Source organism: Collinsella sp. AF37-9 (assembly GCF_003475115.1).
In the GTDB taxonomy this organism is placed as follows: Bacteria; Actinomycetota; Coriobacteriia; order Coriobacteriales; family Coriobacteriaceae; genus Collinsella.
The window spans coordinates 62347-84613 of record NZ_QROQ01000007.1 but is presented as its reverse complement, the minus strand read 5'-3'; the positions used below and the strand labels follow the sequence as shown (position 1 = coordinate 84613).

General features: G+C 60.6%; 17 protein-coding genes. 6 read left to right on the top strand and 11 right to left on the bottom strand.

The features are described from left to right. Positions 1 to 13: 13 nt before the first annotated feature. Positions 14 to 1837, bottom strand: coding sequence for a potassium-transporting ATPase subunit KdpA (gene kdpA / locus DW024_RS03830; protein ID WP_118377015.1), 1824 nt, complete (start codon positions 1835 to 1837; stop codon positions 14 to 16). A gap of 333 nt (positions 1838 to 2170) precedes the next feature. On the opposite strand from kdpA, the gene DW024_RS03825 reads away from it, so the two are divergent. Then, positions 2171 to 4906: a sensor histidine kinase KdpD gene (locus DW024_RS03825; protein ID WP_118377014.1), complete on the top strand. Its 2736-nt coding sequence runs from the start codon at positions 2171 to 2173 to the stop codon at positions 4904 to 4906. Beyond that, positions 4899 to 5603 carry a response regulator gene (locus DW024_RS03820; RefSeq protein WP_117583373.1) on the top strand — a complete coding sequence of 235 codons (705 nt, stop codon included), beginning with the start codon at positions 4899 to 4901 and terminating at the stop codon, positions 5601 to 5603. Before DW024_RS03825 ends, DW024_RS03820 begins: the two co-directional genes overlap by 8 nt. A gap of 290 nt (positions 5604 to 5893) precedes the next feature. Here the strand turns inward: DW024_RS03820 and DW024_RS03815 are convergent, their stop codons facing one another. From DW024_RS03815 to aspS, 6 genes are all read right to left on the bottom strand, one after another. Beyond that, positions 5894 to 6094, bottom strand: coding sequence for a hypothetical protein (locus tag DW024_RS03815; RefSeq protein ID WP_035136858.1), 201 nt, complete (start codon positions 6092 to 6094; stop codon positions 5894 to 5896). A gap of 175 nt (positions 6095 to 6269) precedes the next feature. After that, positions 6270 to 8597, bottom strand: coding sequence for a ferrous iron transporter B (locus tag DW024_RS03810; RefSeq protein WP_118377013.1), 2328 nt, complete (start codon positions 8595 to 8597; stop codon positions 6270 to 6272). Positions 8598 to 8720: 123 nt separating this feature from the next. Next, positions 8721 to 8942, bottom strand: coding sequence for a FeoA family protein (locus DW024_RS03805; RefSeq protein WP_006234774.1), 222 nt, complete (start codon positions 8940 to 8942; stop codon positions 8721 to 8723). 39 nt (positions 8943 to 8981) lie between these two features. Next, positions 8982 to 9224: a FeoA family protein gene (locus tag DW024_RS03800; RefSeq protein WP_040358815.1), complete on the bottom strand. Its 243-nt coding sequence runs from the start codon at positions 9222 to 9224 to the stop codon at positions 8982 to 8984. A 236-nt stretch (positions 9225 to 9460) separates the two neighbouring features. Beyond that, positions 9461 to 9709, bottom strand: coding sequence for an HPr family phosphocarrier protein (locus DW024_RS03795; RefSeq protein WP_158564421.1), 249 nt, complete (start codon positions 9707 to 9709; stop codon positions 9461 to 9463). A gap of 232 nt (positions 9710 to 9941) precedes the next feature. After that, positions 9942 to 11729 carry an aspartate--tRNA ligase gene (gene aspS, locus DW024_RS03790; RefSeq protein ID WP_118377012.1) on the bottom strand — a complete coding sequence of 596 codons (1788 nt, stop codon included), beginning with the start codon at positions 11727 to 11729 and terminating at the stop codon, positions 9942 to 9944. A gap of 255 nt (positions 11730 to 11984) precedes the next feature. On the opposite strand from aspS, the gene serB reads away from it, so the two are divergent. From serB to DW024_RS03770, 4 genes are all read left to right on the top strand, one after another. Then, entirely contained in the window at positions 11985 to 12620 is a 636-nt protein-coding gene (gene serB / locus DW024_RS03785) for a phosphoserine phosphatase SerB (RefSeq protein ID WP_117563673.1), read from the top strand. Between the two features lie 114 nt (positions 12621 to 12734). After that, entirely contained in the window at positions 12735 to 13517 is a 783-nt protein-coding gene (gene larB / locus DW024_RS03780; protein WP_118377011.1) for a nickel pincer cofactor biosynthesis protein LarB, read from the top strand. A 10-nt stretch (positions 13518 to 13527) separates the two neighbouring features. Next, positions 13528 to 14439 (top strand): LarC family nickel insertion protein, encoded by a 912-nt coding sequence (locus DW024_RS03775; RefSeq protein WP_118377010.1) that lies wholly within the window; start codon positions 13528 to 13530, stop codon positions 14437 to 14439. Between the two features lie 2 nt (positions 14440 to 14441). Continuing rightward, entirely contained in the window at positions 14442 to 14981 is a 540-nt protein-coding gene (locus tag DW024_RS03770; protein ID WP_118377009.1) for a TetR/AcrR family transcriptional regulator, read from the top strand. Positions 14982 to 15228: 247 nt separating this feature from the next. On the opposite strand, the gene larD is transcribed toward DW024_RS03770, so the two are convergent. From larD to hisS, 4 genes are all read right to left on the bottom strand, one after another. Continuing rightward, positions 15229 to 15960 carry a D/L-lactic acid transporter LarD gene (larD, locus tag DW024_RS03765; protein WP_117758233.1) on the bottom strand — a complete coding sequence of 244 codons (732 nt, stop codon included), beginning with the start codon at positions 15958 to 15960 and terminating at the stop codon, positions 15229 to 15231. 49 nt (positions 15961 to 16009) lie between these two features. Then, complete coding sequence (gene larA, locus DW024_RS03760) at positions 16010 to 17287, bottom strand: nickel-dependent lactate racemase (RefSeq protein ID WP_118377008.1); 1278 nt, start codon at positions 17285 to 17287, stop codon at positions 16010 to 16012. Positions 17288 to 17832: 545 nt separating this feature from the next. Beyond that, entirely contained in the window at positions 17833 to 20646 is a 2814-nt protein-coding gene (locus DW024_RS03755; protein ID WP_369834736.1) for a phosphoenolpyruvate carboxylase, read from the bottom strand. Between the two features lie 258 nt (positions 20647 to 20904). Further along, positions 20905 to 22218 (bottom strand): histidine--tRNA ligase, encoded by a 1314-nt coding sequence (gene hisS / locus DW024_RS03750; RefSeq protein WP_117773187.1) that lies wholly within the window; start codon positions 22216 to 22218, stop codon positions 20905 to 20907. Positions 22219 to 22267 lie beyond the last annotated feature (49 nt).

The window sequence follows — 22267 nt, the reverse complement described above, 5'->3', positions numbered from 1 at the left end:
TCTGCGCCCTCCTTTACGCAATCATCTGGAAGAACTCGGCAACGGGGCCAAGCGCCAGGGCCGGGAAGAAGCTCAGGGCACCGATCAGCAGAACGATGAACACGAGCAGGAATACGAACATGCCGTTGGTGGTAGACAGGGTACCGGCGCTCTCGGCGACCTTACCCTTCTTGGCCAGCGAGCCGGCGATAGCCAGCGTACCGATGATGGGCATGAAGCGGGCGAACAGCATCTCGAGGCCGAGCATGACGTTGATCCAGGGAATGTTGCAGTTCATACCTGCAAACGCCGAGCCGTTGTTGCCGCCGCATGAGGTGAAGGCATACAGCACCTCGGAGAAGCCATGCGCCCCGCCGTTGGAGAGCTGGTCGGCAAGACCGGGCACCATGCAGGCGATGGCCGAGCACACCAGAATGGCAAACGGAGTTGCCAGGCACAGGACAACTGCCCAGCGCATCTCGCCCGGCTCGATCTTCTTGCCCAGGAACTCGGGCGTGCGGCCGACCATAAGGCCGGCGATGAACACTGTGAGGATGGCGAAGCCGATCATGCCGTACAGGCCGCAGCCCACGCCGCCGAAGACGACCTCGCCCAGAGCCATCTGGAGCATCTGGACAAAACCGCCCAGCGGGGTGTAGGAGTCGTGCATGGAGTTAACCGAGCCGTTGGAAGCGGCGGTGGTGTAAGCCGACCACGTGGAGGAGGTGGCGATACCGAAGCGGCTCTCCTTGCCCTCCATGTTGCCGCCGGCCTGGCCGTCGGTCATCTCGATATTGACCGCTCCGCCATCGGCCAGCTGCGGGGTGCCCGCATGCTCGTTAACGGCGATGATGCCGGTAAAGACCACGAGCAGGATAAGCATCGCCGCGAAGATGGCCTTGCCCTGCTTGGTGTTCTTGACGCCGATACCGAAGGTGAAGCAGCAGGCGGCCGGGATCAGCAGCAGGCTGGTCATCTCGATGATGTTGGTGAAGGCACTGGGGTTCTCATACGGATGGGCTGAGTTCACGCCGAAGAAGCCGCCGCCGTTGGTGCCGGACTGCTTGATGGCGACCTGAGGAGCCGCGGGACCCTGGGGCAGGAACTGCTCGGTGACCACGCGCGCACCCTCGACAACCTTGCCGTCGACCTTGACCGTATCGCCCTCGATCTGGGCGCCGTCGATGACGCTCCAGCCGCCGTCTGCATTAGGCTGGACAGCGACGGGCTCTACGAGCTCAGCCTTCTGAGCCGGCTGGAAGTTGGAGATGACGCCACCGGCAGCCAGGCAGATGCCGAACACGAGGTTCAGCGGGATGAGCACATACAGGACGGTGCGGGTGAGGTCGACCCAGAAGGAACCCAGACCCTGCTCCTTGACCTGACGGAAGCCGCGGATCAGCGCGAACATGACCGCAATACCGGTGCCGGCGGACAAGAAGTTCTGCACGGTGAGGCCCATGAACTGCACAAGGTAGGACAGGGTGGTCTCACCGGAATAGGATTGCCAATTGGTGTTGGTTATGAAGGAAGCGGCCGTATTGAACGACAGGTCCCATGACACACCCGGCAGGTGCTGGGGATTGCCTGGCAAGAAGGGCTGAAGCGCTTGGAGTGCCACAAGGGCCACGAGGCCGATCCCCGAAAAGACCAGCACGCTCGCCAGATAGCGCCTACACCCCATCTGCTCTGCCGCGTCGATGCGAAGCAGACGATAGACGCCACGCTCCACAGGAGCAATCACAGGCGACAGGAACGTATGCTCGCCATCCATGATATGGGCCATGAACCGACCGAGCGGAACGGCCAGGACGACGAGCACGGCAAAGTACAAGATGTACTGAATCGCAGCGTCCATAGTTTACGAATCACTCCTCATCAGAATGTAGATGTAATAGATAAGGAGTCCGATGCAGACGACTCCGATAATGGGAATGAGGATGTCCATTACCGCCCCTTTCACGCGCGGTCCGATGTCTCGGACGCCTGCTCCCGCAAGCGCCTGGGGACAGTAAACGCTTCTAGAGATTAAAGAGGCGTGAGGGCCGGGGCTCACGACCTTAAGATGCCGTAAAGATGCAGGTAGAAAGCACTATTGCGGCTGCAGTGCGCCTATACTCGACCTCGCGAGCATACAGTGGCGTCCTCACCGCGTATGCACGCATGGACAACGTTTCAGAAAGGCTACGCTATGCAGCGCGACGCATCGGACACTCGCGTCAATCCAGACCTCATCCTCAAGGCAATTGAGAAAGACGAGGTCGCCGATGACGCCCGAACCAGCCGGGGACACCTCAAGATTTTCTTTGGCTACGCTGCTGGTGCAGGCAAAACCTATGCGATGCTTCAAGCCGCCCACGCCGCCAAGCGGCGAGGTGTCGACGTCGTCGCGGGATACATCGAGCCGCACGAACGTCCGGCAACTGCCCATCTTGCACAAGGGCTTGAGAACGTGCCCTGTAAACTCATCGAGCACAACGGCATTGCGCTCAGCGAGTTCGATCTAGATGCGGCTATCGAACGCGCCCCTCAGCTCATCCTTGTCGACGAGCTCGCCCATACGAATGCGCCGGGGTCTCGCCACGACAAACGCTATCAAGACGTCGAGGAACTTCTACATGCAGGCATCGACGTCTATACGACCGTAAACGTTCAGCATATCGAGAGCCTAAACGACATGGTTGCATCCATCACCGGCGTTGTCGTGAGCGAACGAATCCCCGACCGTATCTTCGATGATGCCGACCAGGTCGAGCTCGTCGACATAGAGCCCGAAGACCTACTTGAGCGCCTTCGCGCCGGCCTCGTCTACCGTCCCGCACAAGCCGACCGAGCGCAACAGCATTTTTTTACCGTCGAAAACCTCACCGCACTCCGAGAAATCGCGCTGCGCCGCTGCGCCGATCGCACCGGCCACCTCACAGACGCCGCACGCGTGCTGGGAAACCGTGACTACTACACCAAGGAGCGTATCTTAGTCTGTGTCTCCCCGGCGCCGACCAATCCCCGCATCGTCCGTGCCGCCGCACGCATGGCGAAAGCGTTTCGCAGCGAGCTCGTCGCCCTGTTCGTAGAAAGCCCGCGCACGCAAGCCATGAGCGATGATGAGCGCGCCAAGCTTGCAGCCAATATCGCCCTAGCCGAGCAGCTCGGAGCACATATGGAAACCGTCTATGGCGACGACGTCGCGTTTCAGATCTCCGAGTTCGCGCGCCTGTCGGGTATTTCGAAGATCGTCATGGGGCGCACGGGCGAGCACAGCAGCGTCCGTCAGGCCCTCTTTGGCCGCAAATCTCTCGTAGAACAGCTCATAACATTCGCCCCGAACCTCGACATTTACATCATTCCAGACCAGTCGACTCCGCCCTCCCGACCCAAAGGACGCCGCCATGCGCTCGCCCTGCAGCCGCCCAGCAGCCGTGACGTGCTTCGCACGCTGGCCCTCTCTCTTGTCGCCACGGCGATCGGCACGGCTTTCCGCCATCTGGGATTTGCCGATTCCAGCATCATATCCCTCTATATCCTCACGGCCCTGCTGACCGCCGTCACCACGACGGGGCGTATCTGCACGATCGTATCGAGCGTGCTCTCTGTAGTGCTTTACAACTTCTGCTTCGTCACGCCTCTGTTTTCGCTCGCCAGCTACGACCGAAGCTATCTGGTCACGTTCGGCATCATGTTCGCTACCGCTATGGTCGCCGGCGAGTTAACTGCGCGCATCGCCGACAATGCCCGCACCTCCGCCGAGAACGCATTCAAAACGCGCGTACTCCTCGAAACGAACCAGCTCTTACAGCAAGCCCATAGCGCGGAGGAGTGCGCCCGCGTCGCCATGAACCAACTCATCAAACTGCTAAAACTCGACGTGGTCTTCTACACCGCCGAACACGGCACGCTCGGCAAGACGCTCTATGAGTCCGCTGGCACCGAAAACCGATCCGCGTCGCTGCTCACCGACTACGAGCGCGCCGTTGCAACCTGGACCTACACCAACAACAAGCGCGCGGGCGCAAGCACGCGGACCCTGCCTGAGGCGCGCTGCCTCTACCTCGCGGTTCGCACCGGCGACAAGGTATTCGGTGTCATCGGCATCGACCTGGAGGGGCGCGAGATCGAAGCCTTCGAGCATTCGATCGTCCTATCTATCGTAGGCGAATGCGCCTTGGCGCTCGAAAGCGACCGGGCGGCGCAAGAGCGCGAAGAGGCTGCGGTCTTGGCGAAAAACGAGCAGCTGCGCGCCAACCTTTTGCGCTCCATCGGCCACGATTTGAGGACACCCCTCACGGCTATATCCGGATCTGCGGCAATCCTTCGGAAGAGCGACGAGAAGCTCAGCCTCGAACAACGCTGCGATCTTGCCGATGCCATCTACGACGACTCCCTCTGGCTTATCGATACCGTGGAGAACCTCCTCGCCATCACACGCGTCGAGGATGGCACCATTCGCCTCAACTTCACATCCGAGCTCATCGACGAGGTCATCGAGGCCGCCCTCAGCCATGTCGCCCAAGCATCGCATGGACGTACCGTCACCATCGAGCACACTGACGACATCCTGCTGGTACGCATCGACGTCCATCTCATCATGCAGGTGCTTACGAATCTCATCATGAACGCCTTCAAATACACGCCCGAGGACTCGACTGTCACCATCAGCGCACGTCGCGAGGGCGCGTTCGTCGTGGTGGACGTCGCAGACGATGGGCCGGGTGTGGCAGACTGCGACAAGCCTCATATCTTTGAGCGCTTCTTCACCTCACGCAATACGCGGCCCGTGGATTCGCGTCGAAGCATCGGCCTTGGGCTGTCGCTCTGCCGCTCCATCGTGGAGGCGCATGGCGGCGTCATCGAAGCTCGCGACAACCACCCCCATGGGGCCGTCTTCCGTTTTACCCTGCCCGCCGAGGAGATCGAGATTCATGAATAATGCCGCTAAGCCACGCATCCTCCTGGTCGAAGATGACCTGACCGTTCAAAACCTCGTTTCGACCGCGCTTGACCTCCACGGCTATGTCGTGAGCAAGGTTTGCAACGGCCAGGCCGCCATCATGGATGCGGTGTCGCACGGCCCCAGCCTCATCATGCTCGACCTCGGCCTTCCCGACATTGACGGTATCGAGGTCATCACGAAGATCCGAAGCTGGTCGGCAGTCCCCATTATCGTCATTTCGGCGCGCACCGAAGATTCCGACAAGATTGCAGCACTTGACGCAGGGGCAGACGACTACCTCACCAAGCCCTTTTCTGTGGATGAGTTGCTCGCGCGCGTCCGTGCGAATTTGAGGCGCTCCTCGATGGCGTCAAGCGAGTCGACAGAAGCGAGCACGTTCGACAACGGTCCGCTGCATATCGACTACGCCGCGGGATACGCGACGAAAGACGGACGCGAGCTCTCGCTCACCCCAACCGAGTACAAATTGCTCGTCCTTCTGGCGAAAAACGTCGACAAGGTGCTCACCCACACCTTCATCACCCGCGAGATATGGGGCACGAGCTGGGACAGCGATCTGGCGAGCCTGCGCGTGTTCATGCGCACCCTGCGCAAGAAGATCGAGGCAGACCCCTCTCACCCCAAGATGATTCAGACGCACATGGGTGTCGGGTACCGCATGCAGCGTCTCTAGCCCACCCCTCAAAAAAGTTGCGGTGGAATACGGAGTAGATAAGGCCTTTGACAGCCAAAACAGTCCGCATTTCACCGCAACTGATGAGCGGGGTGGAGTTAGAGGCCCAGGTAGCTGGTCATGCCCTCGACGGCGAGCTTGGCGCCGGCTACAGCATGGACCACAGTGAGCGGGCCGTTGACCACATAGTTAGCGATACCCCAAAATCACTCTTCAACTCGCCGCGCTCTCCCCCAAATGTGCAAAGCGCCCCGCGAACGGATGCTCGCGAGGCGCTTGGATGACGGACCTTACTTGATACCGCGGCCCAAGTCTTCGGCAATTTTGTCCACGCCCTTAAGTGCGGCGCAGGTTTTTTTGTTGGAACAATGTCCCGTGCAAACGCCGCCCTGAGCGCAGTCGGCGCAAGTGCCCTTACGATAAATGCGCACGCACACGGCGACAAACGCAATGCCGATAACAGCCAGTACAACAATATCGATAGGTGCCATAGCAAGCCTCCTCTAGTTAACCACCACTTACTTTACCCCATTCTCCACCTGCCAAAAAGGGACAGGTATATTTTGGTCGGTTTTATCTGCGGAAACGCCACATCTCCCTCACCAAAAAGCCCGAGTGTCGCTGGGACACCCGGGCTCGTGGAAAGGGGCTGATCCTTATTCGGACTTAAGCGGAAACTGCAGCGGAAGCGGTGTTGGTCTCGTCCTCGTCGGTCCAAGCGTGCTTGGGCATGGGACGGAAGATCTGGAAGAGCATCGCAACCAGCAGTACGATGGCTACAACCGTCCAAATACCAAACTGGCCAAGGACAAGCAGGTTGTAGAACTGGTTGATGAACAGGCCGATCACCCAGGCAAAGGCGCACTCGTAGCCGATGGCAATCGCGGTCCACTTGCCGGAGTCCATCTGGTTGCGGATAGTTCCCATGGCGGCAAAGCACGGGGCGCACAGCAGGTTGAAGGCACCAAAGGCAACGCAAGCGCCCATAGTCGGGAACATGCCGGCAAACGCGGTCCACAGGCTCGGGTCGGTCTCGGCGGCGTCGGCAACCGACAGCAGCGAGCCGGCGGTGGCGACGACGTTCTCCTTGGCGACAAGGCCAGAGACAGTCAGCGCAGTTGCCTGCCAGGTGCTAAAGCCGAGCGGGGCGAAGATCCAGGCGACCAGGTTGCCCAGCATGGCAAGCACGGAGTAGTCCATGAACTCCTCGGGGATGCCGTCCATCGCGGGCAGGAAGCCAAAGGAACCGTTATAGCTACCAAAGTTGGAGAGGAACCAAACCACAACGGTGGACGCGAAGATGACCGTGCCGGCCTTTTTGATAAAGGCCCAGCAGCGCTCCCACACGTGCAGCGCCCAAGAGCGGATCGCCGGGAAGTGGTAGGCAGGAAGCTCCATAACGAACGGCGTCGGGCGACCGGCAAAGAGCTTGGTCTTCTTGAGCATGAGGCCCGAGGCGATGACGGCAAAGACGCCCAGGAAGTAGAAGAGCGGGCTAATCCACGCGGCGGTGGTAGAAGAATCGCCGATGATGGAACCCATGAGCAGGGCAATGATCGGCAGCTTAGCGCCACAGGGAATGAACGTGGTGGTCATGACCGTCATGCGACGGTCCTTCTCGTTCTCGATGGTCTTGGTGGCCATGACGCCGGGGACGCCGCAGCCCGAGGACACGAGCATGGGGATAAAGGACTTACCGGACAGGCCAAACCGGCGGAACACGCGGTCCATGATGAAGGCGACACGGGCCATGTAGCCGCAGTCCTCCAGGAAAGACAGCATCACAAAGAGCAGGAACATCTGCGGGACGAAGCCGAAGATGGCGCCCAGGCCGCCGACGATGCCGTCGCAGACCAGCGAATCGACCAGGCCGCCGTCCTCGGTGCCGCCCGCCACAAGGGCGTCGTGCACCATGGTGGTGATACCCGGGACATAGGGGCCGTACTGTGCCGGGTCGACCGAGTCGGCATTGTCGCCCGCAGCCTCAACAGCTGCGTCATAGGCGTCGCGACCCTGACCGAGCACGTACCAGCCGTCGGTGCCGAAGAGTTGGTCGTTGGTGAAGTCAGTCACCGTGCCGCCCAAGGTAGAGACGGCAATGTAGTACACACAGAACATGATGACCACAAAGATCGGCAGGCCCAGGATACGGTTGGTAACCACGCGGTCGATCTTCTCGGAGGTGCTCATCTTTGCCGGAGCCTTAGTGAGGCACTCGTCGATGATGTGGGCAATCACGCCGTAGCGCTCGCCGGTGATGATGGACTCGGCGTCGTCGTCGCAATCCTGCTCGCACTGGGCGACCAGCTGCTCGACGCGAGCGGCCTTCTCCTTGGTGAGGTTGATGAGCTTGCAGGCGTCTGCATCACGCTCGAACAGCTTGACGGCGTAGTAGCGGCGCTTGTTGGCGGGAACGCTCGCCGGAAGGTTGTTCTCGATGTGGTCCAGAACGTCCTCGATGGAGGAGTCGAACTTGTGCTCCGGCACCTGGCCCTTGGAGGCAGCGGACTTTTTGACCTGCTCGAACAGCTCCGTGATGCCCTTGTTCTTAAGAGCGGAGATCATCATGACCGGGCAGCCGAGCTTCTTGGAGAGCTTGTCCGTGTCGATCTTGTCGCCGTTCTTCTCGACCAAGTCGGCCATGTTGAGGGCAACGACCACGGGCAGGCCGGTCTCGATAACCTGAAGCGCTAGGTACAGGTTGCGCTCGAGGTTGGTAGCGTCGACCACCTGGACGACGACATCAGGCTCGCCGCTCATGAGGTAATCGCGCGAGCACTGCTCCTCGGGGCTGTAGGGGGAAAGCGAGTAGATGCCGGGGAGGTCCGTAATCGTGACGTTCTTGTCACTCAGGAGCTTGGCTTCCTTTTTCTCAACCGTGACGCCGGGCCAGTTGCCAACGTAGCCGTTGGCGCCGGTGATCAGGTTGAAAAGCGTGGTCTTGCCGCAGTTGGGGTTACCCGCCAGCGCGACATGGATCTGAGAATCCGCCATTCAATCCTTCTTCCTTGTGTGCCCGCGCTGCTTTCTCCGCACGGGCTGGACAATGTGCTTCAAAGATGCTGCATTAAGTTAGAAAAACCTAACTTTATCTGCAGAAATATGCGCCGCGAGTCCTTACTGGACCTCGACGACGGCGGCCTCCTCCTTGCGGATGGAAAGCTCGTAGCCGCGCACGTTGATCTCGACCGGATCACCGAGCGGTGCAACCTTTACGACCTTGAACGAAGTGCCCTTGATGAGCCCCAGGTCCATGAGGTGGCGGCGCAGCGCGCCCTCACCGTGAAGCTTGACGATGGTAGAGCTCTCGCCCACCTTAACGTCACCCAACGTCTTCATTTACTTGTCCCCCTTTCAGTTTTTACAGAATGCTGCGGACTAACCGACGGTCATGATGTGCATGGCAACCTTGGAATCGATGCCAAAGCGAGCGCCCAGCACCGTGACGATGATGTTGGCGCCACTCGAGCTCACCACGTGGATCTCGCTGCCCTCGACAAAGCCGAGGTCCTTGAGGTGGTGCTTCATGTCCTCATTGCCCTTTACACGAGACACGCGCACGGTTTCGCCCGCCTTTACCATCGAAAGCGGCATAGCCGGCATCTGCGGTCCGCAAGACATGAGTGAGCTCCTAACGTCAATTCGTCCTCAACATCGACGCAGCAAAAGTTAACCACGTCTATGTTCGCTTTAGTAAACTAACACGTGGTTAACTTTTTGGAAAGGGTCCTCATTCAGTTTTCGAAAAAGTTTCCTATACGAAACAAAAGAGGCACCGCAAAGACCATCTCTTTGCGGTGCCTTGTCATACCAATTTATGCAACAAAGGGGCCTGTCCCCTTGTCACATTGTTGAGGTTAGAGCGAGAGGTTTCTGATCGATGTGACGCAGGAGGCCTCATCCACGCCCGAAACGCGGAACACGATGTCTTCGCCACATTCGCCGTAGAGAGCCATGAGCCCCATCACATCGCGGCCGTCGGTATGGCGATCGCCGATGCTGACCGATACGTTGCTACGATGCTTGGCAATGATGTCGTAGAGCAGCGCAACCGGGCGGGCATGCAATCCCAACGGATCTTTAATCGTCTTTGTAAACTCGACCATGTCCCCTCCCACGACGTCGCACATTCGGCCGGCAAACCCAGCCACGTGATAGTTATTGTAGCGTTAGATGCTTGTTGAGGGCGGGATGGAAACCGCATCCCACTTCGAGCGTCAACGATGGGACACAGTTTCCGCCACGTCCGGTCAACCTATGCCCTCGCAACGCCCGCGCATAAAAAACGAGGGAAGGCACACGTCCTTCCCTCGTTGCAAGCAATTTGTGGCCGCTCGCCTACATCAAGCACAGGCTGACGTCCTTGAGCTGGGCGCCGGAAACGGCACTCGGGGCGCCCGACATGAGGTCGGAGCCGCTGGCCGTCTTGGGGAACGCCATGACGTCGCGGATGGAGTCGGAGCCGGTGAGCAGCATGCACACGCGGTCCAGGCCCAGGGCAAAGCCGCCCATCGGGGGCGCACCAAACTTGAGAGCCTCCATGAGGAAGCCGAACTGCGACTCGGCGCGCTCCTCGGTAAAGCCTAGGAGCTTGAGCATGGACATCTGCATTTCGGCGTTGTGGATACGCATACCGCCGCCGCCGGCCTCAAAGCCGTCCATGACAAAGTCGTAGGTGCACGAACCGGCTGCCAGCGGGTCGGCCTCGATCTTGGCGATGTCGGTCTCGGTCGGCAGGGTGAAGGGCTGGTGCTCGGCAGCATAGGCCTTGCGATCCTCGTCCCAGTGGAACAGCGGGAAGTTGACGACCCACAGGAAGTCGTGGCCCTCGCGCTTGACCTCGAGCGCATTGGCCATGTGGGAACGCATGCCGCCCAGGATCTCGTCGGAGAGCAGGCGCGGGCCGGCGGCGAACATCACAAGGTCGCCGGGCTCGACGTCCATGCGCTCGCGCAGGGCAGCCATCTCCTCGTCCGAGAAGAACTTGACGATGGGGCTGTTAATGGAGCCGTCCTCGCGGAAGGCGATCCAGGCAAGGCCCTTGGCGCCAAACGTGGAGGCCACGCCGGCGAGCTTGTCGATCTTGGCGCGAGCCCAGGCACCGGCACCCTTGGCGTTGATGGCCTTGACGACAGAGCCCTCCTCGTTTGCGGCAGTCGCAAAGACCTTGAACTTGGAGTTGGCAAAGATGTCGGTCAGGTCGACCAGGTGCATGCCATAGCGGGTATCGGGCTTATCGGAGCCATAGGTGTCCATGGCCTCCCAGTAGTTCATGCGACGCAGCGGCGTGGGCATCTCGACGCCCATGCGGCCGAAGGCATCAGCCAGGACCTCCTCGAGCGCGCTCATGACGTCGTTCTGGTCCACGAAGGACATCTCGATATCGACCTGGGTGAACTCGGGCTGACGGTCGGCACGCAGGTCCTCGTCGCGGAAGCACTTGGCAACCTGGTAGTAGCGCTCGACGCCACCGACCATAAGCAGCTGCTTCAGGAGCTGCGGGGACTGCGGCAGGGCGTAGAAGTTGCCCGGCTGGATACGGCTGGGGACGATGAAGTCGCGGGCGCCCTCGGGCGTGGACTTGAACAGGGAGGGCGTCTCGACCTCCATGAACTCACGGTTGTGCAGCGCCTCGCGAATGGCAAAGGTAAAGTCGGAGCGCAGCTTGAGGTTGGCCATCATCTCGGGACGACGGAGGTCCAGATAGCGATAGCGCAGGCGGGTGTCCTCGCTGGTCTCGATGCCGTCCTCGATCTGGAACGGCGGGGTGACGGAAGTGTTGAGCACCTCGGCATGATCGGTCAGGACCTCGATCTCGCCGGTCGCGAGCTTGGTGTTGGTGGTCTCCTCGCCACGGGCGCGCACGACGCCATGGATCTTGATGGGCCACTCGGGACGCATAGTCTCGGCAATCTTAAAGGCGTCGCCGTCGGAGTGCTCGGGGTCGAAGGTGAGCTGCGTAATGCCCTCGCGGTCGCGAAGGTCGCAGAAGATAAGGCCGCCGTGGTCGCGGCGACGGCTCACCCAACCGGTGAGGGTGACCTCTTCGCCCACGTTCTCGCGGCGAAGCTCGCCGCAGGTACGGGTGTGCATGGAATGCTCGTCGATGGGACGGGTCTGGCTCATACCAGTGATCCTCCTTTATGGATCTGTGCCGCCCCGTGTCGTTCCGGGCGGCGTCGTACAGATTTGCCCGGCCTGCGTAAACCGCGCAGCCAGACATGGCGTTCTATCTTATCGCACCTGTGCTGATGTGCCGCGAAAAAGTGGCTCCTGCCCAAAGACTTGGCGGAGACGAAACAATTGACGCACCGCGGCACCCGCCCGTGCTCGTCACGTGCGACAATATGCCCAATAAAACAGCACTCGGAAAGGCCCGCCATGACTGCACGCCTCATCGTTATGGATATCGACTCCACGCTCATCAACCAGGAGGTCATCGACCTGTTGGGCGAAGAGGCCGGCGTGGGCGAGCAGGTGGCACAGATCACCGAACGCGCCATGCGCGGCGAGCTTGACTTTAAGCAGGCGCTCGAGGAGCGCGTGGGGCTGCTCGCCGGCCTGGACGAGAGCGTGTTCGAGCGCACCTTTGAGCGCGTGACATTTACCCCCGGCGCGTTGGAGCTTGTGCGCTCAGCGCACAGCAAGGGCTGGAAGGTCGGCGTGGTAAGCGGCGGCTTTCACGAGGTCGCCGACAAGATCGTGGCCGCCGCGGGCATCGATTTTTGCCTGGCCAACCGCCTGGAAGTCGTGGACGGCAAGCTCACCGGCAAGCTGGCGGCCGACATCGTGACCAAGGAGTCCAAGCTCATCCAGCTGCTAGATTGGGCAGTTGAGTGCGGCGTCGATATGGCCCACACGGTCGCGATCGGCGACGGCGCCAACGACATCCCCATGATTCAGGCCGCGGGCACGGGCATCGCGTTTTGCGCCAAGCCCAAGACGCGCGAGGCGGCCCCGTTTGCCATCGACGAACGCAACCTGATGCTCGCCATGGACATCATCCTGCGCGACTAGTCAATCCATCTAACAAGTGAATCAGTCTGTCCTATAGTTTCCGAACAATTTTGTCTTAGTGTTCGGAAACATACCCTTTGAGTGCTAGACTTTGCGCCGTCGAAGGGAACATATATGGATAAGCGAGATCTTGAGCAATTGCTGAGCGATGTTGCCGGCGGAGCAGTCACCCCAGCCGTCGCCCTCACGCGCATCCAGACGGCTCCGACCGCCGATCTGGGTTTTGCACAGCTCGATCTTTCGCGCGGGGTGCGCCAGGGAGCCGGCGAGGTTGTCTACGGTGCGGGTAAAACCGCCGAGCAGATTGCCGCCATTATCGAAGCGCTGCGCGATGCTGGCCAGGAGCGCATCCTGGTCACGCGCCTGGACAGCGAAAAAGCAGCCCGCACCTCGGAGCTCCTCGACAACGGCATCGACCTGGGATATGTCCCGGACGCACAGCTCGCCCTCGTGGGCGGCAAGCCCTCCCCCACCGGTAACGGACGCATCGTCGTCGCCTGCGCCGGCACGAGCGACTTGCCCGTCGCCGAGGAAGCCGCGTTGACGGCCGAGTTCTATGGCAACGAGGTCGACCGCCTCTACGACGTAGGCGTCGCCGGCCTGCACCGCTTGCTCGCGCATGCCGAGGAACTTGCCCAGGCGCAGGTGGTCATCGCCATCGCCGGCATGGAAGGCGCGCTGGCGAGCGTTATCGGCGGCCTGGCGAGCTGTCCGGTCATTGCCGTTCCCACCAGCGTGGGCTACGGCGCGAGCTTTGGTGGCGTAGCCGCACTGCTCGCCATGCTCAACTCCTGCGCCAGCGGCGTTTCGGTCGTCAATATCGACAACGGCTTTGGTGCCGCATACCAGGCAAGTCTTATCAATCATCTGAGCGCCGGCACACCCCGCGCCCGCTAAGGAGCATTCCATGTCCAACCATCAGCATACGCTTATCATCGACGGCACCTCGGGCATCAGCGGCGATATGACCGTCGCGGCCCTGCTCGACCTGGGCGCCAGCGAGGAGCATCTGCACGAGCAGCTCGCCACGCTGCCGGTCGACGGCTTTTCGATTGCCGTGACGCGCGTAAACAAGCACGGCATCGACGCCTGCGATTTCGATGTCCAGCTTGCAGAGGAGCTCGAGAACCACGATCACGATATGGCCTGGCTCTACGGCAACGAAGCAGCTGTCGAGCATATGCACGAACACGAACGCCACCATCATGACCATGGCGAGCACGAGCACTGCCACGACCATGACCATGAGGCCCACGGTCATGGCCACGAGGGCCATCATCACGCCCACCACCATCACCACCGTTCTTTGGCGGACGTCACCGCCATCATCGACGGCTCGCAGCTAAGCGATGGCGCCAAGCGTCGTGCGCTCGCCATTTTTACCGCGCTCGCCGCCGCCGAGGCCAAGGCCCACGGCAAAACGCCCGAGACCGTCATGTTCCACGAGGTAGGCGCCGTTGATTCCATCGTCGACGTCTGCTCTGTCGCCATCTGCCTCGATGACCTGGGTATTGAGGACATCGTGGTCGAATCGCTCTCTGAGGGCCACGGCACCATTCGCTGCGCCCACGGCCTCATGCCCATTCCCGTCCCCGCTGTCGTCAACCTGTGCCAGGCGGGCAATATCGCCCTCACGCCTGCACCGGTCGCCGGCGAGCTCGTGACGCCCACGGGCGCCGCCATCGTCGCCGCACTGCGCACGTCCGAGCACCTGCCGGCCCGCTACCGCATCGAGGCCGTCGGCTACGGCGCCGGTAAGCGCCCCTACGAGGGTTGCTCCGGTACGCTCCGCTGCCTGCTCGTTCACGCGGACGCATAGCCATGGATGCCCGCAAGGCAAAAAGCCGCGCCGCCATCGTCGCGGCGTTCTCCGAGCTCCTGTGCGAGGAAGATTACGGCAAGATCACCGTCGGCGACATCATCGCTCGCGCCAATGTGGGTCGGGCCACGTTCTACGGCCTCTTCAAAAGCAAAGATGACCTGCTCGCTGAGCTCGTGCGCGATATCTGCACCCATGCCCTCGACGATGACGGTGCGCCCCTCGATGACCCACTCGTACAGGTCGAGCATATCCTCAACAACCTCTGGGAGCGCCGTCAGGGCGTTCGAGCCCTCGTAGCCGGTGCCGGCTCACGCGTCTTCGCCGACTGCTTACGCAAGACCATCATGTCACGAGCAGCCGAAACCGTCCCCACCGACCTAAACGGCCCCGCCGCCACCATGGACCGAAGCTTCCTACTACACCACATAGCCTCAAGCTTCGTAGGAATGGTCCAATGGTGGGCCTGGCACAACTTCCAAGCAGATAGGGCCGAAGTAGCCAAAGACTACCTATCAGCCATACAGCCCCTCTTCAGCTAAGTAAGCCCCCCATCCCAAAGCGCCATCCCAACAAAGCGCCCATCCCTTCCCCAAGTCACGTTTTCTTGTAAGGGCACCCAAAAACAAAGCGCCCCTCCCATCCAAATTCAGATATATATGTTGGGTTGCTTGTTCCAACGCGACTAAGATCCCGCAGCTGGCCGCATGGGGTAACTTCCCAGCGCATTCCGCAGGACGCGCTGGGAAGTTACCCCATGCGGCCAGCGGACAACTATGTAGCCTCAGACTAGAACATGCCCAAGAAACCATGCACAAACAGCGCGGCGACAATAGCACCGACAAACGGCGCGATGCCAGGAACAAGCAGACCATACTTCCAGTTGTTGTCAGCCTTGTTCTTGATCGGCAGCACCTGATAGGCCATGCGAGGACCAAGGTCACGCGCCTGGTTCATGGCGAAGCCGGTGATGCCGCCCATGCCCATGCCAACGGCCCAGACAATCAGGCCGACGCAGATGGCGAGCAACAGAACGTTCTCACCAGCACGGCTAGCAGCAGCAAGGATGGCGCTGATGAACACGAAGGTGCAGATAGCCTCGCAGAAGAAGTTGCGGGCATAGTTCGTGCCCTCGGTGGTAGGGTTGGTCGAGAAGATGTTGCGCTGAGCAATGGGATCGACGACACCCTCGGAAGCCTTGAACTCATCGGCATACATAAACCAAGCGATCACAGCACCCACAAAGCCGCCGAGCATATCGGCAAGCATGAAGGGGATGCAGTTGCCCCACGGCACCAGACCGACGATGCACTGGGCAAGCACCATAGCGGGGTTCATGCACACGGCACCGCCAAAGACAAACAGGCAGACCGAGATGCCAAAAGACCAGGTGGTGATGGCAAACATATGGCCAGAGCCCTGATACTTGGTGCCTTTGAGCACGGTATCGCAGTGCACGCCCACGCCAAAGACGATCATGAGGGCCGTCGCGCCGAATTCGCAGAGGAGTTTGGTAAGCATAAAACCTTATCTTTCTTGTCGGTTATAAACGATTCGTTTAAGCCGCGCACTAGTGCTGTGCGACGACAACACCCAGGCCATCGGGGATGACGGCGACCTTGGCGTCGGCGCCCTTCATCTCAAAGGCGAGCTTGAGCGCCTCCTCGAGGGTGTTGACCGGCGTCATGTGCATATCCTTGAGCATCTGGTGATCGCACAGATCGGTGACCATGATCACAGGGTGATGCGCCAGGATGCGGGCAAAGATCTGGCTCGTCCACTGGTCAGGCAGGGTCTCGTCCTTAGGACGGTCGATGCAGGCGCGCTCAAACTCCGCCGGATCGTTGTCGGCGATGTTGTGATAGAAGCCCTCGCCACCGTGACCGTCGGCACAACCGGCGACATCGATGATCACGCCGCCCTCGGGAAGCGTGGCCTCGGCAGCGCACATGCCCTTCACAGCCTGATAGATGTTCTGATCGAGGGGGTAGCCGCCGTTAGTGGTAATGGCGATCTCGCACTCGACGGGCTCAACGCCGGCAAGGCTCTTCACGAACTCGCAGCCAGCCTCGTGCGCCTTGTGGATGTCGCCGGCAAAGGAGCCAATGACCTCGTGCTTGCCGTTGAGCACCACGTTGAGCACAAAGGCAAGGTGAGCCATCTCGGCGGCGGCAAACATGTCCTCGCTCACGTGGTTGTGGCACAGGTTGCCGGCACGCGAGTGGGAATCGTTCACAAACTGACCGTTGTGGTTGTACATGATGGTCTTGTAGCTGGCGATGCCAGGCAGGACGGACTTGCGGCTACCAGAGAAACCGGCAAAGAAGTGCGGCTCAATAAAGCCCTCGGCAAGCAGCAGATCGCAATCGGCAGCGATCTTGTTGATGATGCACTCGCCACCAGAAGGCAGGGTGCCGATCTTTTTCATCATGCTGTCGTCAGTCGCGACGTGCATAACGATTTCTTCGTTGGCAACGATCTCCTCGCCGTACTTGTTGACGAGCTCCTCGTGCGTCGACGGACGATGCATACCCGTAGCAACCAGAATGCGAACGCGCGCCTCAGGCGCAGCGGAGTGGATGTGATGCAGCAGAATAGGCATCGTCACACGCGAGGGAACGGGACGCGTATGATCTGAGCTAATGATGACAATATCCTTCTTGCCAGCACAAAGCTCCTCGAGCGAAGGCGAGCCGTAAGGGTTGGCAAGCGACTCCTCCACCAGCTTTTCCTGCGATTTCGTGGTCTTAAACTCGTTTTGATGACCTTCCATCACACCCGCGAAGTTCTTATCCTCGAGTTCCAGATGCAACGTCTTGTGGTCAAACGGCAGTTCACATTCAAACAATGACGAGCGCCCTCTTCCTTTCAACTGACACACTAGATAAACCGTTGGAAGGATACGCCGCTCACCGAAAAACACCACCGTCTACCGACTCATTAACACAACGTTCATATTTGACCCACAACAAAACGACCGCGATCCCAAACAGGACCGCGGCCGCCACAGTCGTAAGGCGAGAAGCGCCAAATGCGCCACCAGGATAGACCCCATCCAAAACGCGCGAAGCGCGTTATCTTTTCCCCAGCAGTAATCCGTCGAAGACCGGACATCGCAGGGCCCGCCATCAGTTTACTTTTAGGCACACTCCGCAGCACGCAAGAAGCCCTCGCCGCACCCCACATTAAGCGCGAAGCACGCCATTCTCCCCTCAGCTGTAATCCCCGAAGACCGAGGACGAAGGGACCCGATGGGTTTCCCTCTGAATGCATTCCGCAGCACGAAGCCCCCTTATCCGCAACTCCGAAGGAGCAGGATAAGGGGGCCTCAAGTGCGAGGACGCATTCAGAGGGAATCCCATCTGGTCCCGGTGAGAGCCACAGGGCTATCGATTACCCCGTGTTCTGCAATCCTGCCGAGACGCCGGTCACAGTCGAAAGAATCAGGCTCATGTACTCGGCCTTCTTCTCCTCGGCCATCTCGTCCTGGTTCATACGCACCTCGCGAAGGGCGCGGACCTGGGCAATGGACAGAGCGTCGACATAGGGGTTACGGACGCGGACGGCGCAGCCGAGCACGCGGCGGCGCTGCAGCGGCCACTCGTCACCGACGATGGCAAGGACCCATTTACGCGTGAGCTGCATCTCGGTGAAGACCTTCTTGGACAGATCCTGGCGATCGCCCAGGTGCAGATACATCTTAGCGATGCGCTGGTCGGTCTTGGCAATCGACATCTCGATGTTGTCGATGAACGTGCGGAAGAACGGCCACTCCTGATAGGCAGCCTTGAGCTGATCAAGGTCGCCCAGCTGCTCGCAGGCGGTGCCCAGGCCGTACCAAGCGGCCAGATTGATGCGCGCCTGGCTCCAGCTGAAGATCCACGGAATGGTACGCAGGTCGTCGAGCGACTTGGCACCCAAACCGCGCTTGGCGGGACGCGAGCCGATCGGCAGCAGACCGACCTCGGTCAGCGGCGTCACGGTCGAGAACCACGGTGTAAAGTCCTCGGTGTTCAGCAGGTCCAGATAGCGCTCGTGGCTTACGGCGTTGAGCTTCTCGGCCATATCCCAGAACTTCTGCGTGGTCTCGGTGTTGGTCTTCTCGACGCTCGGGGCCGACTGCAAAAGCGTTGCGGCGGCAACGGACTCAACATGGCGCTGAGCCAGCGTACGGTTGCCGTAACGGGCAAAGATGACCTCGCCCTGCTCGGTGAGCTTAAAGAAGCAGTTGACCGAACCCTTGGGCTGCGCCAGCACGGCCTTGTTGGCCGGACCGCCGCCACGGCCCACGGCACCGCCGCGACCGTGCATGAGCACCAGGTCGATATCGTTCTTCTCGGCCCACTTGGCAATGCGCTCCTGCGCGGAGTGCAGCGCGAGCATGGCCGTGGTAGGACCGGCATCCTTAGAGGAGTCGGAATAGCCCAGCATGACCTCCATGCGGCGGTTGGTCTGGGCAAGGCGCTTTTGCACCACGGGCAGCGTAAGCATCTGGTCGAGCACGTCGACGCAGCCCTCGAGGTCCTCGAGCTGCTCAAACAGCGGGATCACGTCGAGCTCGGGGACATCCTCCTCGTGTGCAAAGGACAGGTGGGCAAGCTCAAAGACGTCGGCCACATGCTGGGCGCTCTTGGTGAACGAGATGATGTAGCGGTGCGCCATCTTCTTGCCGTAGCGCTTTTGGATGGAACCGATAGCACGGAAGGTATCGATGACCTCACGCGTCATGGGCTGCAGGTCGCCATGGATACCGTTCTCGTGGATATCCTTGAGGGCGCGGGCATGCACCACGGAGTGCTGACGGAACTCCATCTCGACCATATGGAAGCCGAAGGACTCGACCTGCCAGATGATGGTCTGGACCGGGCCGTAGGCAGCACGGACGGCACCGCAAGCGGCCAGCGAGCGCTGGACGACACGCAGGTCCTCCAGGAACTCATCGGCGCTGTGGTACATGGTATCAGTGATACGGCGCACGGTGGCGTTCAGACGGTCGGCCATGACGAGCATGACGGCGCGATGCGGCTCGTGCTCGGAAATCAGCTCGGCGCGAGCCGTGTACTGAGCGCTCATCTCGACCTGATGGTTCCACAGGTTCATGAGCTCTGCCGACGGCTTGCTGTAGGCGGCCTCGAGCGTAAGGTTGCGGCCGATGCGGCGGCACTTGTCCTCGAGCTTGAGCACCATGTGCGTGAAGTACTTGGCGGCGACCTCGCGGCTCACCTTGGCGGTAACGTTGGGGTTACCGTCGCGGTCGGAACCGATCCAGCTGCCGGGATGGAAGAACGCCGGGCACAGCGGCGGCACGGTGCCGGCCTTGTCGCCCAGCACCCAGTCGTCAAAACGACGGTAGATGACGGGGATCACATCGAACAGTGTGTTATCGAAGATGTCGATGATGGTATCGGCTTCCTCGACCGGCGTGGGCTTCTTGAGCGCGATGGGGCTCGTGCGCACCAGAGCGTCGATCTCCTGCAGCATATGGCGCTCGTTCTCCACCAGGTCGGAGTCGCCCAGGCGCGGACGCTCCTCCAGCAGGTTGGAGATACGGCGAATCTTGCCCTCGACGGCCTTACGACGGGCCTCGGTGGGATGTGCGGTAAAGACAGGGTGGAACTCGAGCTTGTCGAGCAGCTCGTTGGCGCCCTCGACACCCATCTCGTTTACCAACTGGTGATAGGCGACGGTGAGTTCGTTGGCGGGATCGACCTCGGTATCGGTCGACGCACCTGCCTCGCGCTCGCGCAGCTGCGCCACGCGGTAGTTCTCCTCCGACAGGTTTGCCAGATGGAAGAAGCTCGTAAAGGCGCGGACAATAACCTGCTGCTTATCGAGCGGCAGGCTGTCAATCAGATCGACGACCTCACGAAACGCCACAGCAGTAGGCTCGTCGGCGGTGGGCACGCCCTGCTCGTCGACGGACTCGTCGGCAGCACGGGCGCCGGGATTTCCGGCATTGGCCACAATCTCGGCCGTCAGGATCTTGTCGAAAAGGTCCGCGATCTCGGGATCATACTCGCTAAGCACACGGCGCTCCAGGCGCAGGAACAGCGCCAAGTTGTCGCGCAGCTCCTCGGGGATCTCGATCTCGGCGAGACGCTCCCTGGACTCGGCATTCGAGCCGATTCGGTTAACGAGGCGGTTGACCACGGCAGCGACGCGCGCCGCGGCTTCGGGTACAGACTGGTTGCTTAGGTTCTCAGCCACGTTTCCTCCCATTCCTCCTTCTATGCACGTAACATGCGGTATTCATTATAGGCGCTTGCGAAATACTTTCGACACTGATTGCGCTTTACCACACAAAAGTATTTTCTGCATTGCAAGGGTTTTTGCCCTAAATGGTCGTATTTCTCGGTGGGCGGCATACGTAAATGGGGGCATTCCGCATAAAAGCGAAACACCCCCGTAACAATCGCTCGCAATGAGCTGGGCACCTCAGCGGCACTACAGCTCAAAAATCATGCGCTACAGGCGCTCGCGAACCGCCTCGACCACGTTGGCCAGATCGACGAGGGCCTCGTCATGGCTCTCCATGTCGCGCACCTTGACCTTGCCGGCGGCAAGCTCGTCGCCACCCAGGACCAAAATGAGCTTGGCGCCAACCTTGTCGGCCTGCTTAAACTGAGCTTTGAGCGAACGACCCTGGTAGTCGGCCTCGGTCACGATGCCAGCGGCACGAAGCTCCTGCGTGATGGCAAAGACGTTCTGGCGCAGCTCCTTGCCGGCATTGGCGACGTAGACGCACGGGGCCTCCTCGGCACCCAGGTCGCTGCCAAAGGCCTGCAGGGCCAGCAGCGCACGCTCAAAACCGACGGCAAAGCCGACGCCTGCCGTGGGCTTGCCACCCTCGAGCTCGACCAAGCCGTCATAGCGACCGCCGCCACCGATGGAACCGACGCCGGCGCCGGGAGCCTCGACCTCAAAGACGGTACGGGTGTAGTAGTCCAAGCCACGCACCAAGGTGGGATCCTCGACATACTCGATACCCGCCGCATCCAAATAGCGCTTGACCTGCTCGTAGTGCTCGCGGCACTCATCGCACAAGTTGTCGCCCATCAGCGGTGCGTCGGCCATGATCTCGCGGCAGTGGTCGTTCTTGCAGTCGAAGGCACGCAGCGGATTGAGCTCGGCGCGCTCGCGGCACTCGTCGCACATCTCGTCGGCGTGATCGAGGATAAACTGCTTGACCTGCTCGCGATAGGCCGGACGGCATTGGGCATCGCCCATCGAGTTAATGAGCAGACGGAGCTTGGAAAGATCGAAACCAAGGCGCTTGTAGAACTCCATGAGCATAATGATGCACTCGGCGTCTGCCGCCGGATCGGGAGCGCCGAGCCACTCGATGCCTACCTGGTGGAACTGGCGCAGGCGACCCTTCTGGGGACGCTCGCCGCGGAACATGGCCTCGGCGTAGTACGCCTTAAACGGCGTGGAGCCCTGGGGCACCAGATTGTTCTCCACGACGGCGCGCACCACACCAGCCGTGCCCTCGGGGCGAAGCGCCAGGCGCTGCTTGGGCTTGAGCTTGGTGTCGGTGCCCTCGGTAAAGACGCGCTCCAGGTTGGCGCCGCTAAAGACACGGAACATCTCCTTGCGAACGACGTCGGTCGACTGGCCGATGCCGTGGACAAAGACGTCCACCTGCTCGATCGCGGGCGTCTCGATGGGCTTAAAGCCAAACGGCTCGAACACGCCGGCCGCAATCTGCTGCATCTTTTGCCAGGCGCGCATCTCGGCGCCGATAAGGTCGCGGGTTCCCTCCGCCTTCTGTGCCTGCATGGGCAAACACCTTTCTTTTGTATCGCGTCATAGGTAGTGGACATTATAC